Annotated in this window: 15 protein-coding genes; 7 read left to right on the top strand and 8 right to left on the bottom strand. The window is 60.1% G+C overall.

From position 1 onward, the window contains the following. The first annotated feature begins 268 nt into the window (after positions 1 to 268). The 3 genes from ACFWYE_RS05145 (at position 269) to ACFWYE_RS05135 (ending at position 2,833) form a co-directional block, all read left to right on the top strand. Positions 269 to 1,474, top strand: coding sequence for an outer membrane protein transport protein (locus tag ACFWYE_RS05145; protein ID WP_379072077.1), 1,206 nt, complete (start codon positions 269 to 271; stop codon positions 1,472 to 1,474). A 287-nt stretch (positions 1,475 to 1,761) separates the two neighbouring features. Continuing rightward, complete coding sequence (locus ACFWYE_RS05140; protein WP_379072074.1) at positions 1,762 to 2,013, top strand: hypothetical protein; 252 nt, start codon at positions 1,762 to 1,764, stop codon at positions 2,011 to 2,013. Then, the gene (locus tag ACFWYE_RS05135; protein ID WP_379072072.1) at positions 2,000 to 2,833 is read left to right on the top strand and encodes a tetratricopeptide repeat protein; all 834 of its coding nucleotides are present in this window, start codon (positions 2,000 to 2,002) and stop codon (positions 2,831 to 2,833) included. Before ACFWYE_RS05140 ends, ACFWYE_RS05135 begins: the two co-directional genes overlap by 14 nt. Positions 2,834 to 2,868: 35 nt before the next feature. On the opposite strand, the gene xth is transcribed toward ACFWYE_RS05135, so the two are convergent. From xth to ACFWYE_RS05120, 3 genes are all read right to left on the bottom strand, one after another. Beyond that, the gene (gene xth, locus ACFWYE_RS05130; protein ID WP_379110029.1) at positions 2,869 to 3,663 is read right to left on the bottom strand and encodes an exodeoxyribonuclease III; all 795 of its coding nucleotides are present in this window, start codon (positions 3,661 to 3,663) and stop codon (positions 2,869 to 2,871) included. Between the two features lie 192 nt (positions 3,664 to 3,855). Beyond that, positions 3,856 to 4,944 (bottom strand): nucleoside hydrolase, encoded by a 1,089-nt coding sequence (locus tag ACFWYE_RS05125; RefSeq protein WP_379110027.1) that lies wholly within the window; start codon positions 4,942 to 4,944, stop codon positions 3,856 to 3,858. A gap of 136 nt (positions 4,945 to 5,080) precedes the next feature. Then, complete coding sequence (locus ACFWYE_RS05120) at positions 5,081 to 6,049, bottom strand: GlxA family transcriptional regulator (protein ID WP_379110025.1); 969 nt, start codon at positions 6,047 to 6,049, stop codon at positions 5,081 to 5,083. A gap of 122 nt (positions 6,050 to 6,171) precedes the next feature. Here ACFWYE_RS05120 and ACFWYE_RS05115 point away from each other — a divergent pair, with 122 nt between their 5' ends. Continuing rightward, on the top strand, positions 6,172 to 6,792 hold the full coding sequence (locus tag ACFWYE_RS05115) for a cysteine hydrolase family protein (RefSeq protein WP_379072060.1): 621 nt from the start codon (positions 6,172 to 6,174) through the stop codon (positions 6,790 to 6,792). A gap of 72 nt (positions 6,793 to 6,864) precedes the next feature. On the opposite strand, the gene ACFWYE_RS05110 is transcribed toward ACFWYE_RS05115, so the two are convergent. Further along, complete coding sequence (locus ACFWYE_RS05110) at positions 6,865 to 8,565, bottom strand: amidohydrolase (protein WP_379110024.1); 1,701 nt, start codon at positions 8,563 to 8,565, stop codon at positions 6,865 to 6,867. A gap of 212 nt (positions 8,566 to 8,777) precedes the next feature. Here ACFWYE_RS05110 and ACFWYE_RS05105 point away from each other — a divergent pair, with 212 nt between their 5' ends. Beyond that, complete coding sequence (locus tag ACFWYE_RS05105; RefSeq protein ID WP_379110022.1) at positions 8,778 to 9,668, top strand: response regulator transcription factor; 891 nt, start codon at positions 8,778 to 8,780, stop codon at positions 9,666 to 9,668. 30 nt (positions 9,669 to 9,698) lie between these two features. On the opposite strand, the gene ACFWYE_RS05100 is transcribed toward ACFWYE_RS05105, so the two are convergent. From ACFWYE_RS05100 to erpA, 4 genes are all read right to left on the bottom strand, one after another. Continuing rightward, a complete protein-coding gene (locus tag ACFWYE_RS05100; protein ID WP_379072052.1) occupies positions 9,699 to 10,604 on the bottom strand; it encodes a DMT family transporter in 906 nt (301 codons plus the stop codon). A 120-nt stretch (positions 10,605 to 10,724) separates the two neighbouring features. Continuing rightward, the gene (locus ACFWYE_RS05095; protein ID WP_379110020.1) at positions 10,725 to 11,108 is read right to left on the bottom strand and encodes a VOC family protein; all 384 of its coding nucleotides are present in this window, start codon (positions 11,106 to 11,108) and stop codon (positions 10,725 to 10,727) included. Between the two features lies 1 nt (position 11,109). Continuing rightward, positions 11,110 to 11,622: a hypothetical protein gene (locus tag ACFWYE_RS05090; RefSeq protein ID WP_379110018.1), complete on the bottom strand. Its 513-nt coding sequence runs from the start codon at positions 11,620 to 11,622 to the stop codon at positions 11,110 to 11,112. After that, complete coding sequence (erpA, locus tag ACFWYE_RS05085; protein WP_379072044.1) at positions 11,619 to 11,966, bottom strand: iron-sulfur cluster insertion protein ErpA; 348 nt, start codon at positions 11,964 to 11,966, stop codon at positions 11,619 to 11,621. Before erpA ends, ACFWYE_RS05090 begins: the two co-directional genes overlap by 4 nt. Positions 11,967 to 12,039: 73 nt before the next feature. Between erpA and ACFWYE_RS05080 the strand changes: the two genes are divergently transcribed. Both ACFWYE_RS05080 and argS read left to right on the top strand, forming a co-directional pair. Continuing rightward, a complete protein-coding gene (locus ACFWYE_RS05080) occupies positions 12,040 to 13,254 on the top strand; it encodes a deoxyguanosinetriphosphate triphosphohydrolase (protein WP_379110016.1) in 1,215 nt (404 codons plus the stop codon). 62 nt (positions 13,255 to 13,316) lie between these two features. Further along, complete coding sequence (gene argS, locus ACFWYE_RS05075) at positions 13,317 to 15,074, top strand: arginine--tRNA ligase (RefSeq protein ID WP_379110015.1); 1,758 nt, start codon at positions 13,317 to 13,319, stop codon at positions 15,072 to 15,074. Positions 15,075 to 15,133: the final 59 nt, after the last annotated feature.

The following is a 15,133-nucleotide window of genomic DNA, read 5'->3' as shown; positions in this document are numbered from 1 at the left end:
GCATTGTTGCCATAATGTAACAATGCGAACGAGTACCCCGCAAAATGCGGCTTTTTCGGGTGTTTTCAGCGCGTTTCGCTGCGATTTTGCTGCCGCAACCTTCAAAAATGGTGGCTTTTTGGTGTCCGGCCAAGGGTTGGGGCGAGTATCCGCAGTGTATTCGGCGTCACAGTAAAAAACTGTACTTGTACGCCTTGAAATTCCTTATTGCCTCATTAACGCGAATTGGCTCTAGCTTGGTGCACGGAATTTCCGGGGAGAGGATTTCATGACCAATCTACGTATCAAAGCGCTCCTGGGGGCAGGGTGCATGTCGCTGGCGATGATCGGCACTTCGAATGCCGGCGGCTTCTCGCGCGGCTCGGCCGATACGGACATTCTTTTCGAACAGGGCAACTTCAACATGCGCTCGAGCGTCACCTATGTGACGCCGACCCGCAAGTTCAACAAGAATGGCAATCCGAAGCTTATCGGTACCGATTATGCCGAGGACTATGTCATTCCGTCGGCCGCGGTGAAGTTCAACCTGACCGATAACCTGCGTTGCGCCGGCACGCTGGTGAACAACAACGGCGGCAATGCAAAGTATGACTTTCCGACGCTGAGCGGCAAGATTTCCGAGGAGTTCACGACCTATGAATCCGCACTGACCTGCGGTGTCGGATTTGATGTCGGCAAGGGCAAGCTCTGGGTGCTCGGCGGCGGCTTCATGGAGAAGTTCGACTACAATCGCGTGAATTCCTACGCGGCACTGGGCCTCGGCAACGCTACCCTGAACCTCAAGGGCCAGGAATACGGCTACCGCATTGGCGCTGCCTATGAGATTCCGGACATCGCCTTGCGCGGCCAGGTCATGTACCGCTCGGGCACGAAATATGGTGCGGATGGTGGTTTGACCGCGCCGGCCGCCGTGTTGGCCCAGGCAACGGCAGGCACGCCGCTTCAGGCCCGTTTCCTCCAGATCATTCAGCAGGCAGGCCCGAATGCACAGGTGCCCGTCGATGCGATCGGTGTCGGCAATCTGCCACAGAGCGTCGAGTTCAAACTGCAGACTGGCGTCGCGCCTGGCTGGCTGGCGTTTGGTAGCGTCAAGTGGACCGACTGGAGCCAGCTGACCACGCTTGATGTTCGTTCCAAGATTGGTGGTGTGACCGTTTCTTCGGACAAGTATTTCTGGAAGGACGGCTGGACCGTTACCGGCGGCGTTGGCCACGCATTCAACGATCAGGTTTCCGGTTTTGCCAGCCTGACCTGGGATCAGGGTGTTGGCACCGGCTGGGACGTCATTGGCGACACCTATACGCTGGCAGTCGGCGGCTCATTCAAGGACGGTATGGGCGGCGAGTTCCGTGGCGGCGTCGGCTTCAGCTATCTCGGTTCCGGCGAAGAAACCAAATATGCTCCGGGCACCAACCAGGGTGTGAAGTCGGGCTATGCCATTGCCTTCAACGGTGGTTACAGCATCAAGTGGTAAGTCTTTCATTTTGAACAAAAAAGCCGGGCCACGTGCCCGGCTTTTTTGTTGCAAGGAGCATCCGGCACAACCGTTTTGTGGGGTCGGGCGTCCCGCGCGCCAGCCCGTGCCGTAAATGCAACATCAACGGCCTCATTCATAATTGTGACGTTTCGGCAACAGTTTCGAAACAAGCCATCGGCTAAGAAGTCGACATGGGCGCGATGCCCATTTCCCGCCATAAACCCGGAGCACTTCGATAGGGCCCCGGCAAGACCGAAGACGGTTGGCGTGAGGGGATAGGCCGCATGGCCGCGGCAGGAATGGAAATGAACGCCAGCGTGTTTATCAATGCCAGCCAGTTGAACCGCAGCGCGGCCGCCATTTCGCTGCGCGGTTTCAACCGCAGTTTGGCCGAAAATGCGTGGCAGAATTCGTTTGAATATGAGTCCCAGCGCCATGCGCCGCGCAAAGGCGTGGCCGTGAAGTCGCTGGCTGGTACGGGTTCGATCGTCCGCATGGGCGACACGAAAGAAATGCGCAGCCATGCGGGTTGGTGAGTTGGCAAGATCTTCTGTTTTGACGGTGCTGGTCGCGGTGGCGACCCTTGGCGCTGCCGGACAGGCTTTTGCCTTCGACGAAAAGGTTTTCGACGACAAGAGTGGCGTGAAGCCGAAGTCCAGCCCCTGGGAAGTCTTTCAGTTCGGTTTCTCGGCCTACAAGAACGGCCACAAGGAACAGGCTGTCGAGGCCTATAAATATGCCGCAGAGAACGGCCAGATCGGTGCGACCTGGAAGCTGGCGCGCATGTATGCCGAAGGCGATGGCGTCGCCCAGGACGACTACGCGGCCTATAAATTCTTCTCTGAAATCGCCGAGCAGGATGTCGAGCCCGGTTCGCCGGAAGAAAGCTACGTCTCTGATGCGCTGGTCGCCCTGGGCGACTACCTGAAGCAAGGCATCCCTGGCAGCCCCGTCAGCGCAGACCCGGTCACGGCGCAGGAGTACTTCACGCGCGCTGCCGCCAACTACCGCAATCCAAATGCCCAGTACGAATTGGGCAAGATGTTCCTGAAGGGTGAGGGCGGTGCAAAGGCCAGTGTCAGGCAAGCTGGCCGCTGGCTGCAACTTGCCGCCGAAAAGGGCCACGCCGGCGCGCAGGCAACGCTAGGAAACCTGTTGTTCCAGAGCGGCAAGGTGGTGCGTGGGCTGGCCATGATGACAGCCGCGCTTTCGCGCGCGACACCGGCCGATCAGCCGTGGATTCGTTCCATGCAGGAAGAGGCTTTTGCGGTTTCCGGCGAGGCTGACAGGCGTACCGCCATCTCGCTGGCCGATGACATGCTGGCCAAGGGCGTCACCGGGGCCGAACAGCAGTAGTCTGCTGTCATTTCACTGGAATACTCGCTTGCTGGTCACGCCGCAGTGAGCGTCAGGTCCACTGCCACCGGCACATGGTCTGACGGCTTTTCCCATGCGCGAACATGCTTTTCGATCGATGCTGCGGAGAAACGGTTCGCTGCCTCGGGTGACAAAAGCAGGTGGTCGATGCGGATGCCGTTGTTTTTCTGCCAGGCGCCGGCCTGGTAATCCCAGAACGTATAGACACCCGGCGCATCCGTAACGGAGCGCACGGCTTCGGTGAAGCCGAGGTTCAGCAGGCGCCGGAACGCCTGCCGGGTCTCCGGTTGGAACAGCGCGTCTCCCAGCCAGGCTTCGGGATTTCTGGCATCGATGGCTTCGGGAATGACGTTGTAGTCTCCAGCCAGCACCAGGGCTTCTTCCAGCGCCAGCCTCTGTCGGGCCCATCGCTCCAACCGCGCCATCCAGGAGAGTTTATAGGGAAATTTCACCGGATCGCTGATTGGATTGCCGTTCGGCAGATAGAGCGACACGACGCGCAACGCGCCCTTGTCGGTGGAGAACACGCCCTCGATGAAACGAGCATGTTCATCGGCATCGTCGCCCGGCAAGCCGCGATTGACTTCGTCGAAGCGCAGCTTCGACAGAATGGCGACACCATTGAAACCCTTCTGGCCGTGCGTCTCCACATGGTAGCCGAGCGCTTCCACCTCAAGGCGCGGGAACTGGTCGTCGACGGTCTTGATCTCCTGGAGGCAGACGATGTCAGGCTGGCTCTCTTCCAGCCAATGGACGAGGTTTTCGATGCGGGCGCGTACGCCGTTGATATTCCAGGTGACGATCTTCATGAAAATCTCGCGTCTGTCTCAGGCAAATCAAGCGGGGCAAACCCATGTCGATTCGATCCTGCAATATCCATTGCGGGAAAGGAACCCGGGTAACCGGGATGGGCACATCATCTTGCCAATTCCTGTCCGCAGGTCAGACGTGATGACTTGCAACAAAGGCCGCCTGGACAACGGCCCTTGTTGGACTTGAACCTAGTCTTTCGTCACGGGAACCGGTCTGGTGAGCAGATCGACGTAGAAGTCATTGAAGCGTTTGTTGTCGAACTCCTTCACCACCTTGACCTTTTGCAAAAGCTGAGTCGGCTGCTCCTTCCAGTAACCGAACGTGCGGCCGTACCCGGGACCAAAGGCTACATCCACGTCGATGAAGAGGTCTTCCACCCTGGTCGCGAAAGTGGGGTCGACAAGGTAGGCAAGAGCCAGCGTGTCGAAGACATTTGCCTTGGCGTTGGCATCCTTGGCGAAGCGCTTGGCCATCCAACTGTCGCCGAGCAGTTTCTGCACCGGCCCTTCCTTGGCGACGATGCGGTCGAATTCCGCTTTTCCGATCTGGGTGATGTCGGTGACGTCGAGCGGGATGAGGGCTTGCGCGATGGGCTCTCGCATGACGATGCGGGCGGCCTCCGGGTCGATCCAGACATTCATTTCGGCAGCCGGCGTCGTATTGCCTTTCACGTCAACGGCACCGGCCATGTAGACGATCTGCTTGATCAAGGGAACGATTTCCGGATTCTTGCGGATCGCGAGTGCGATGTTGGTGGCCGGACCTATCACCAGGAGCGACACCTCCCCGGGATTCGCCTTGACTGTATCGATAATGAAGTCGACCGCGTTTTCCTGCCGCAACTTCGCCTTCATGGCAAAACCATCCGGCGGAGCGATCAGATCCTTCTCGGTCGGTTGCGGACGATGGAATGCAGTCTTGTAGCTTTCGCCGAAGCCAAACAGGGCACGTTCGTGTTCGAAACTGCGTGGATCATGGACCAGTGGAAGGTTTGCACCGGCATACACTCCAACCTTTTCGTCGATCCCGAGGCGCTCGACGGCCCGCAACGCATCGACGACCTCCTGTTTGAGCCAGTTGTTGCCGGTGACCACCGTGACGCCGAGCAGGTCGATCACTCCCTCTTTTTGCAGCTGCGCCGCCATGATGAGTGTCTGGCCATCGTCGCCGATGGTGCTGAAATCCGTGTCGAGAATGACTTTCTCCGGTGCCGCGCTGGCCACCGACGCCAAAACGGCCCCCGCAGCAGCCAGTAACATCGTGATGAAACGTTTCATTTGAAGAAGATACCTCCCGTCAATTTCGTCCTTGATCCGCCCATGCGTATCAACAGACGACAGATCTGCCCAAGTCAAGCTGGCAGGCTTGCCGGAAGGAAAATGGACGGGGACGATGAAGGCTCGCCTCTCGTGGTCAGGCATCTTCCACGGCAGGTTTCGTCTGGAACTGGCGCCGATAGCTGGCCGGTGAGATCGAAAAGGCCCGCGTGAAATGCTGGCGCAGCGACACCGTCGAGCCAAAGCCGGCCATCACGGCTATGTGGTCGATCGAACATGATCCGGTCTCCAGCAGGCGTTGCGCTGCGGCGAGGCGATGGTTCAGCAGCCATTGCGTGAAGGTCGTGCCGGTCTTGTTGCGGAAATGTCGAGTGAAGCTGCGCAGGCTCATGCCCGCGCGCGCCGCGAGCCGGTCAAGGCTCAAAGGTTCGTCGAGATGCTCGATTGCCCAGCCGATCGCCGCGCCGATCCGATCCTGGTCGCCACCTGTCGGCAAGGGCTTTTCGATGTATTGCGCCTGGCCACCATGACGATGCGGTGCGACCACCAGGCGTCTGGCGACACGGTTGGCGATCTCCGCACCGTGATCGCGGCGCACGATATGCAGGCAGCAATCAAGAGCGGCGGCTGTTCCGGCTGACGTCAGGACATCGCCGTCATCGATGTAAAGTGCATTCTGGTCCAGGGCGACGTGCGGGTGGTTGCGCTCGAACTCAACGGCCCAGGCCCAATGCGTGGAGACCGTGCGCCCGTCGAGCAGGCCGGCTTCGGCGAGGACAAAGGTGCCGAGACACAGGCCGACCATGCGCGCGCCACGCGCATGCGCCGTCCGGAGAGCCTGCAGGAGCGCTTGTGATGGTCGCTCGTCGGGATCACGCCAGGCGGGTACGATGATCGTATCCGCTTCCCTCAGTCTGGTGAGGTCGTGTTCCACATCGATCCGGAAACCGGACATGGTGGCGACCGGCCCGATCTGCTCGCCGCAGATCAAGAGGCGATAGCGTGGTGCGCCCAGCTTCAGCAGATCGTCCCCGAATACGACGCAGGGTACCGAGAGATGAAACGGACTGATGCCTTCGAAGGCGACGATGGCGATTGTGTGCATAGGAAGACGATCCAGGAACAAGTTGGCCGGAACCTATCACATATTGTCATTCAGGCCACTTCTGTCGATCCACCGATTTTGGGACCAAGCGCCATCGGAAAATTGCAAGGAAAGGAAGTTCCGTGGCACAGCACCCAACCATCCGCGCCATCGCCGGCGCGCCCGCGCCTCAGCAACTCGATCCGACAAAAACAGCGCTGTTGGTGATCGATTTCCAGAACGAGTATTTCAGCGGCAGAATGCCGATCCCGAATGGTACGAAGGCGCTGGATAACGCCAGGCGCCTGATTGAGCGCGCTGACGCCGAAGGCACCGCAGTCTATCACATCCAGCATGTCACCCCCGCCGGCAGCCCGGTTTTCGCCGAAGACAGCGAGACCTCCGCATTCCACCGCGACAGCCAGCCGGCAGCCAATCATGTGATCCTGCGCAAATCGTCGGTCAGCGTTTTTCCGACAACGGACATCGACCAGCGCCTGAAGCAATCCGGGGTCGATACCTTGATCATCACAGGCCTGATGACCCACGCCTGCGTGGCCGGTGCGGCACGCGACGCGGTGCCGCTCGGCTACAACGTGATCGTGGCGGAGGACGCCTGCGCAACTCGCGATCTCGATACCGGCAATGATCGGACCATAGCTCACGATTCGCTGCATCGCGCCGCTTTAGCCTCGATCGACGACACCTTCGGCGACATCCTTACGACCGAGCAGATCCTGAAGCTGCAGCGCGTGGCAAAGTAGCAACGGGCAGCCTTCCCGCTGGCTGGCCCCGGCGGGAGGGCCCTCCCGACATCTTGTGTCGGGCTGTTGTCGCTACGGCTTACGATAGACTTCGTTGCCGGCCAGGTAGGTTGCCTCGACCTTGCGCTGGCGGATCGAGCGATCGAGCGGATCCGGGAGACTGCCGTCAATGACGACGAAGTCAGCCCATTTGCCGACACTGATCGATCCGATCTGGTTGCCCCATGGGGTCATGTTGGCTCCGGCCTGGGTGTAGGAAAACAATGCCTGGTCGAAACTCACCGCCTGCTCGGGATGCCACGGTCCGTTCCCTAGTCCGAATGGGCTTTCGCGGAAGACGGCATCATTGATCTGGGTGAGGGGACTGAGTGGCGATGTCGGCCAGTCCGAGCCGAATACCAACGGCACTCCGGCCTCCAGCATGGAATGCCAGACATAGGCTCTGGGTTCGCGGTTTTCGCCGATGCGCTCGGTAATGTATTTTCCGATCGTGCCGGTGGCATGGTTCGGTTGCATGGAGGCAACGACGCCGAGATCCTTGAAACGCTTGATATCCGAGGTCTCGACAACTTCGATATGCTCGATCCGGTTTGGCTGGGCGCGCGGAACGGAGGCTTCTGCAAAGGCATCGAGCACCAGGCTGACGCTGCCGTCTCCGATCGCGTGCACCGCGGTCGGGAAGCCGTTCTCGTTGGAGGCACGGATGGCCGCAGCGAGCTGTTCCTTGGTCTCGAACGGTTTGCCCTTCCAGCCCTTCTGATCCGAATAGTCCTGGTGAAGATAGGCTGTACGGGTGGAGAGAACGCCGTCCATCACCGACTTGGTGTAGCCGAGTTTCAACAGCGGTCCCTTTTTCTCCTGTTCGCCGCTTTCGCTCGAGATCTTGTCGACCGCTCGCCGGTCGTTGACAGCTGCCGCGATCTTTTTCGGATCACCTTCAAAGAAGCCATACCAGACGCGCAGCGGCATCTTCTTGTCCGCGACAAGGGCGGCATAGTCGTGCACCGCGGCAAGGTCGGACATGTCGTTGACGGCGGTGATGCCGACACTGTTGGCGAATTTCAGCGTTTCCAGCAGGCCTGCGCGCCGTTCGGCATCGGTCGCTACCGGCCGGTGCTTTTCGACAAGCTCTCCGGCAGCCTCAAGCAGAATACCGCTCGGCTCGCCCTTGTCGTTGAGCAGGATCTGCCCACCTTCCTTGACCTCCGATTTCGCGGTGACGCCACCAACCTCCAGCGCCTTGGAATTGACCCAGACCGAATGGAAATCGATATCGCGCAGGATCACGACGCGATCGGGAACGACGGCATCGAGGTCTTCCTTTGTCGGCAGCTTGCCTTCGCCCAGCGTGTAGTCCCAGCCACCGCCTGTCAGCCACGCGCCCTTCGGCAGACGGGCGTCGGCTTCCTTGATCTTTTCGAGCCAGGTCTTCTTGTCCGGGATGTAGGAGAGGTCGGCTCCGAGGACCATATCGGTTCCCATGGTCAGGTGGGTGTGCCCATCGATGAAGCCGGGCGTTATGGTCTTGCCGCCGGCATCGATGGTCCTGGTGCTGCTGTCGGCCAGTGCCTTGATCTCGTCATTGCTGCCGACGGCTGCGAATTTGCCGCCCTCCACCGCGAAAGCCTGCGCCTTCGGCTTGGCCGGATCGGCCGTACGCACATCGGCATTGACGACGATCAGATCGGCGGCAGCGATCGCTGGACCGACACTGACGGCAAACGCTATCAGGCAAGACGCCAGCAGTTTCTTTTTCTGGTCTTTGTGTTTCATGGTTTCCCTCGAGTGCAGTCCGGCGGACGCAATTCCTGACGGGCGCCTGGACAGATGCATCGGGCATTGTGGATCGCTGCGGGAGATTGAAAATACGCCTTCGGGCTAGGTGCTGCTGTGAGAGGTTTCTAGCAGTGTCGCGCCGGGGCGCCCGCGCTGCTTGCCGACCTTGTGGCGTTGTCCTACGCTGCGCCCGGGAGAGGAGACCCAAGATGCATGGCGAGCTATTCGCCCAAACAGCCGGTGGCCAGACATCGGCGATAACCGAACTGGCGCTTTCACTGCTTGCGGGAGTCGGCTCGCCTGATTTTCAGGAGCAGCTTGCACGGTCGCTCAAACGGCACGTCAAGGTCGATGCCGGCCTGATCCTGCTCTATCGCAGGGACGCCGCGCCCAAAATACTGTTCAACGACTGGTGCAACGACAGGGGGCTCTCCGACATCCGCAGCTATCTGCAGGGTTCCTATCTGCTGGATCCATTTTATCGGCTTGCGTTGGACAATGGCGATGACGGACTTTACCGACTGAACCAGATCGAACCATCGCTCGACCGCTCGCGATATTATCGCGACTACTATCGGCATTCCGGATTGCACGACGAGTTCAACATCTTCGTCAGTCTCGACGTCGACACCAAGGTTGCGATCTCGCTCGCCCGGCGCAGGTCGCACGAGATCTTCAGCGGCGAAGATGCCGAGTTCCTGCAGATGGCTGCCCCGTTGTTGAGCCAGGCGGTGCTCAAGCACTATCGCGACTTGCGGCCGGAAGCCATTGAAGATCAAGGATCATTACTGCAGAGCGCATTGGCCCAGGCGCTGAGGAATTTCGGACGCAGCATGCTGACCGCGCGCGAATGCGAAGTTGCTCAGTTGATCCTGCGTGGCTTTTCCGTGAAGGGGGCCGCGGTGCGGCTCGGTATTTCGCCGGCGACGGTGAAGCTGCACCGCCGCAATCTTTATGCGAAGCTCGACATTCCTTCCCAGACCGCGCTGTTTTCGCTTTTCATCGATGCCGTCGCGTCCGCGGGCAATGCCTCGGAAGATCCGCTGATCACTTATCTCGGTCGGCGCGGCCTGCTGACGGGGCAATTTGTGTCCAATTGAAGCTGGCTGTCGCCTGCCTGTCCGGTCGCTTCAGGCTTCAGCTGCCGCTTTCTTCCGCTCGGGCAGTGTCATCGCGATTACGCCCGCGATCACGGCCACCAGGCCGATGCCGGCGGTCGCCGTGACGGTTTCGCCGAGGACGACCACACCGATTGCCACGCCGATGGGGACCCTCAGGTAAGCCTGCGCGGTTGCGCCGACTGAGCCCAACGTCTGCAACAGCCGGAAATAGATCGCAAAGGCCAATGCGGTCGAGAAGATCGCAAGGCCAAGAAGCGCCAGCAGCGAGTGTGTCGAAGGGGTCAATGTCCAGGGACGATCGGCGACAAGGCTGAGCGGGATGAGCATCATGGCTCCCGCTATCAGCGAGCCGGCTGCCGGCATCATCGGGTCCATCCCCTTGAAACCCTTTCCGGTTATCGCCGCAGCGCCGTAACAGACGGTCGCGGCCACCATGGCGAGCTGTGCCCATAGCTCGGTGCCCAGTCCGTTTAGGGCCTGCAATCCGATGATCAGGCATGCGCCGGCAAGTCCGGCTGTCACGCCGAACAGTTTGCGGCTGGTGACCTGCTCGTGCCTGGTCACGAGAGCCGTGAGCAGGAAAGCGAAGATGGGTGTCAGTGAATTGAGGATGACGGCGAGACCCGCATCGATGGAGCGTTCGGCCCATGCGATCAGCGTGAACGGTATTGCGCTGTTGAGCACCGCCTGCAGCGCGAACCGGCGCCACATCACCGCATCCCTCGGCAACCGCAGGCCACGCCAATGCAAGACGCCGAGCAGGATCAGTCCGGCAATCAGCGTGCGCGCTGCGATGAACGTCACCGGCGGAATGGTCTCCACGCCTATCTTGATGAATGTGTAAGAGGCGCCCCACAGCGTCGAGAGGAGAACGAGAAGGGCGAGTTCTGTGACTGGAACGGTCCTGGCGGGCATCGCGCTGGTCCTTGTGACGTTTTACCGTCATCTAGCTTGCTGCCGCCATGCAATGTTTCGATATGGGTCGAAGTGTTGGGCCACATCCTCGTACAGAGGCCGTGCGCTCAGAACAGGCCGTTAGCTTGTCTTGCGCTCGACCAGGCCGATGGTATTGCCGGCAGGATCTTTCAGGAAAGCCATCCATTCGCTTTCGCCCGCCGGCCCGAACAGGCCGTTCACGTCATGGTGCACCATTGCCGGTGCCGCGGTGAACGGCACGCCCGCTGCTTTGGCCTGCGCGTGGAAGTTCTCGATGTCAGCTATGTCGAGGTAAACGGTGCCCGCTGGCACGCCGTCGGCAAAATACAGCCTCACATGCCCAGCCATGATGAAAGCCATGCCGGGCGGATCGAAGCGCGAATGCAATGGCAGACCGAGCACATCATGCCAGAAGCCGAGCGTGGCATCGAGATTGCGCCCGGCCGACAGCGCAACCTGACGAACCGCGCCGATCAAGGGCATGCTAGCTTTTCTCCAGAGACAGATGAGTTCTGTTCGCGGCGAGAAGCGCTGCAATCACATCATGCAGATGTTGTGCGTCTTCCCGCTCTGTGCGTTGATCAATCCAATCACAGCCATTGTCAAAGTCACCCAGCCATTCAGGATATCCATATAGGGATTCGATCGGGCTCAGCATCCGACACGTCTGGAATGGCTTGGATGCATCATCCAGGTACGCCCTGATGCGCCGAAGAAAGATGGATCGCGCGATTTCCTCACCCTCCTTGGAGGTCAGAGAGAAAGCGGGGAAGCGGCGCCCGACCAATTCATCGAGATGCTGGCGGGCCTTGCCCAAGTTGCCTTCATTTCGCGGATTTGATCGCGCCAAGTTCAGAAAATCCGCGTCGTCGGCATAGCTCTCGCTCGGCCGGTGGCGATTTGCCCAAATGATGATCTCCAGATCGGAAATCGCATTGATCTCGCGCGCAATGAGAACCGTCGTCGGATTCTCATGCCCTTCGAGAACTGACTTCATATGCTGAAGCTGGTTCCGCAACCGCAGGAGGCGACGGCGTTCGGATTCCTGATCTGGAACGACTGCCCCATCAGATCATCGACGAAGTCGATGACGGAGCCACCCATATAGATCAATGATATGTCGTCGATGAGAATGGTGGCGCCGTCGCGCTCGATGGCGATGTCGTCATCGTTGCGGCCATCCACCAGGTCGAACTTGTAGGAGAAGCCGGAACAGCCGCCACCTTCGACGGCAACGCGCAGCGCGGTTTTGCCGGGTTCGTCGCGGACGATTTTGGAAATCCGCTTCGCGGCGGATTCCGTCATCTCGACTTTCATGGCGGTTTTGGCGTCGGCACCCATGGGCGTCACCTTGCGTTCGGTTCTGCATGATAGGTATGAAGCGGGACGGGGCAAGTCAACAGCGACAGGGGCGATGACCAGCGAGCTTGGCGATATCGGCTTCGGCTACCGGCCACGCGCAGCCTATGCGTGCGATCCTGCGCGTTCGCGTGGGCGACTGTTCCAGGAGGTGGAAAGCCCGACACGCACGCCTTTCCAGCGTGACCGCGACCGTATCATCCATTCCACGGCTTTCCGACGGCTGAAACACAAGACGCAGGTTTTCGTCGCCCATGAAGGCGACCATTACCGCACCCGACTCACCCACACGATCGAGGTAGCGCAGATCGCTCGCGCGCTCGCGCGGGCTCTCTGTGTTGATGAGGATCTGGCCGAAGCGGTGGCGCTGGTGCACGATTTTGGTCACACGCCCTTCGGTCACACCGGCGAGGACGCCCTGAACGAGAAGATGGCGCCGTGGGGCGGTTTCGATCACAACGCGCAGTCGTTGCGTGTCGTCACACGGCTGGAGCGGCGCTACGCCGAGTTCGATGGGCTGAACCTGACCTGGGAGACGCTGGAAGGACTGGTCAAACACAACGGCCCGCTGACCGACGGTGCGGGGCAGGGCCTGAAAGGGCCGGTCCCTCGGGCGATTCTGGACTATTCCGAACTGCATGACCTCGAATTGTCGCGCTATGCCAGCGTCGAGGCGCAATGCGCGGCCATTGCCGACGACATCGCATACAATACCCATGACATCGACGACGGCATCCGCTCGGGGCTGATCAGCCTGGATATGCTGGAGGTCGTCGGTTTGCCGGGCTCTATCCTCAAGGGGGTGCGCGAACGTTACCCGGCGCTTGATCCGGTACGCACCGGCCACGAGCTGATGCGGCGCCAGATCACGCAGATGGTCGAGGACGTCATCGTCACGGCCAAGGCCAATCTCGCGCGGCTCGCTCCGGGCAGCCCCGATACCGTGCGTGGGGCTGGCGAAACCGTTGTCCGGTTCTCCGAAGCGATGGCCGGGGCGGAGGGGGAATTGAAGACCTTTCTCTATGCGCATCTTTACCGCCACCCAGAGGTCATGCGTGTGCGCGCCGAAGCCGAGCAGATCGTGAAGGACCTGTTCGATACCTATTTCGCCGACCCACGCGCCATGCCGGACGGCTGGCGCGAAGGGCTCGACCGCGCCGAAGATCGCATCAAGGCGCGCGACGTTGCCGACTTCATAGCCGGCATGACCGATACCTACGCGCTGAAGGAACACCGACGTTTGTTTGACCGAACGCCCGATTTGAGTTAGGCCGGGCGCGATTTTCGCCGGCCAATGACCGGTTCTTCTTGCATAAACGTTGAGCAGTTTTCATGAACATCTTCGCCGACTTCACCGCGCGGGTCATCAGGGCCGTGGAAAGCCTTGATCTGAAAGACAAAGATGGCGGCGTGCTCGATCTTGGCCGCATCGCGGTCGAACCGCCGCGTGACGCGAGCCATGGCGACCTTGCGACCAATGCCGCGATGGTGCTGGCCAAACCTGCCGGACAGAATCCGCGCGCACTGGCTGAGCGCATCGTCGAAGCGCTGCGCAACGACGCGGATGTCACCAGCGCGGAAGTCGCTGGCCCGGGCTTCGTCAACCTCAGGCTCACCGACGCATTCTGGCACCGGCATCTCACTGGTCTGGTCGCCGAAGGTCAGGACTATGGTCGCTCGAAGATCGGCGACGGCCTCTCGGTCAATGTCGAATATGTCTCGGCCAATCCGACCGGGCCTATGCATGTCGGCCATACGCGCGGCGCCGTTGTCGGCGACACGCTGGCCAACCTGCTCGCCTTTGCCGGTTACAAGGTGACCAAGGAATATGTGATCAACGACGCCGGCGTGCAGATCGATGTGCTCGGCCGCTCAGCCTTCCTGCGCTACCGTGAGGCTCTGGGCGACGACATCGGCGAGATACCCTCCGGCCTTTACCCCGGCGATTATCTGGTGCCGGTTGGTCAGGCGCTGGCCAACGAATTTGGCCGCAATCTCTTGCAGATGCCGGAAGATGAAGCGCTGGCGATCGTCAAGGATCGCACGATCGATGCCATGATGGTGATGATCAAGGAAGATCTCGCGCTGCTCAACGTGCATCACGATGTCTTCTTCTCCGAGCGGACGTTGCATGCCGACAGCGCCAAGGCGATCCGTGCGGCGATCGCCGATCTGACGCTCAAGGGACATATCTACAAGGGTAAGCTGCCTCCTCCCAAGGGTGAAAAACCCGACGATTGGGAAGACCGCGAGCAGACGCTGTTCCGCTCGACGGCGGTCGGGGATGACATGGACCGTGCGCTGGTCAAGTCGGACGGTTCCTTCACCTACTTCGCTGCGGATGTGGCTTATCTGAAGGACAAGGTCGACCGCGGTTTCGATGAGCTGATTTATGTGCTCGGTGCCGATCACGCCGGTTACGTCAAGCGGCTGGAGGCTCTGGCGAAAGCTGTGACGGATGGCAAGGTCAAGCTCACCGTGCTGCTGTGCCAACTGGTCAAGCTGTTCCGCGACGGCGAACCCGTTCGCATGTCGAAGCGCTCGGGCGATTTCATCACACTTCGCGAAGTGGTCGAGGAAGTCGGCCGCGATCCCGTGCGCTTCATGATGCTCTACCGCAAGAGCGATGCACCGCTCGACTTCGACTTCGCCAAGGTAACCGAGCAGTCGAAAGACAACCCTGTGTTCTATGTGCAGTATGCCACCGCACGTTGCCATTCGGTGTTCCGCCAGGCAAAGGAGCAGCTCGGCATTGTCGATCCGTCGCGCCAGCAGCTGTCGGCCGGGCTTGATCTGCTGAAGGATGAAGGTGAGCTTGCGCTGATCAAGAAGCTTGCTGAATATCCGCGCCTGATCGAGCAGGCGGCGCAGTCGCAGGAGCCGCACCGGCTGGCTTTTTACCTGTACGATCTGGCCAGTGGTTTCCACGCACAGTGGAACCGCGGCAATGATCATGTGGACTTACGTTTTGTTAAGGTTAACGACCCACAATTGACCTATGCCAGACTCGGGCTGGTGCAGGCTGTTCTGGACGTATTGTCGTCTGGCCTTGCGTTGATCGGAGCGGATGCCCCGACCGAAATGCGCTAGGTTCGACCGAAAAGCCTGTCACCATTTGCCCACATTGCGCTGGTAGGGGCCAACCTTCC

The sequence above is a fragment of the Mesorhizobium sp. NPDC059025 genome (genome assembly GCF_042739655.1).
Classification (GTDB): Bacteria; Pseudomonadota; Alphaproteobacteria; order Rhizobiales; family Rhizobiaceae; genus Mesorhizobium.
Note: the sequence above shows the minus strand (reverse complement) of the source record. Positions and strands in the feature narration are given on the sequence as shown.

Bases quoted from the DNA above. Each gene is read 5' to 3' on its own strand.
- ACFWYE_RS05140 (WP_379072074.1), top strand. From the start codon at position 1,762: ATGGCCGCGGCAGGAATGGAAATGAACGCCAGCGTGTTTATCAATGCC.
- ACFWYE_RS05090 (WP_379110018.1), bottom strand. From the start codon at position 11,622: ATGAAGTCAGTTCTCGAAGGGCATGAGAATCCGACGACGGTTCTCATT.
- ACFWYE_RS05080 (WP_379110016.1), top strand. From the start codon at position 12,040: ATGACCAGCGAGCTTGGCGATATCGGCTTCGGCTACCGGCCACGCGCA.
- ACFWYE_RS05145 (WP_379072077.1), top strand. From the start codon at position 269: ATGACCAATCTACGTATCAAAGCGCTCCTGGGGGCAGGGTGCATGTCG.
- ACFWYE_RS05125 (WP_379110027.1), bottom strand. From the start codon at position 4,944: ATGAAACGTTTCATCACGATGTTACTGGCTGCTGCGGGGGCCGTTTTG.
- ACFWYE_RS05100 (WP_379072052.1), bottom strand. From the start codon at position 10,604: ATGCCCGCCAGGACCGTTCCAGTCACAGAACTCGCCCTTCTCGTTCTC.
- argS (WP_379110015.1), top strand. From the start codon at position 13,317: ATGAACATCTTCGCCGACTTCACCGCGCGGGTCATCAGGGCCGTGGAA.
- erpA (WP_379072044.1), bottom strand. From the start codon at position 11,966: ATGGGTGCCGACGCCAAAACCGCCATGAAAGTCGAGATGACGGAATCC.
- xth (WP_379110029.1), bottom strand. From the start codon at position 3,663: ATGAAGATCGTCACCTGGAATATCAACGGCGTACGCGCCCGCATCGAA.
- ACFWYE_RS05135 (WP_379072072.1), top strand. From the start codon at position 2,000: ATGCGGGTTGGTGAGTTGGCAAGATCTTCTGTTTTGACGGTGCTGGTC.
- ACFWYE_RS05110 (WP_379110024.1), bottom strand. From the start codon at position 8,565: ATGAAACACAAAGACCAGAAAAAGAAACTGCTGGCGTCTTGCCTGATA.
- ACFWYE_RS05095 (WP_379110020.1), bottom strand. From the start codon at position 11,108: ATGCCCTTGATCGGCGCGGTTCGTCAGGTTGCGCTGTCGGCCGGGCGC.
- ACFWYE_RS05105 (WP_379110022.1), top strand. From the start codon at position 8,778: ATGCATGGCGAGCTATTCGCCCAAACAGCCGGTGGCCAGACATCGGCG.
- ACFWYE_RS05120 (WP_379110025.1), bottom strand. From the start codon at position 6,049: ATGCACACAATCGCCATCGTCGCCTTCGAAGGCATCAGTCCGTTTCAT.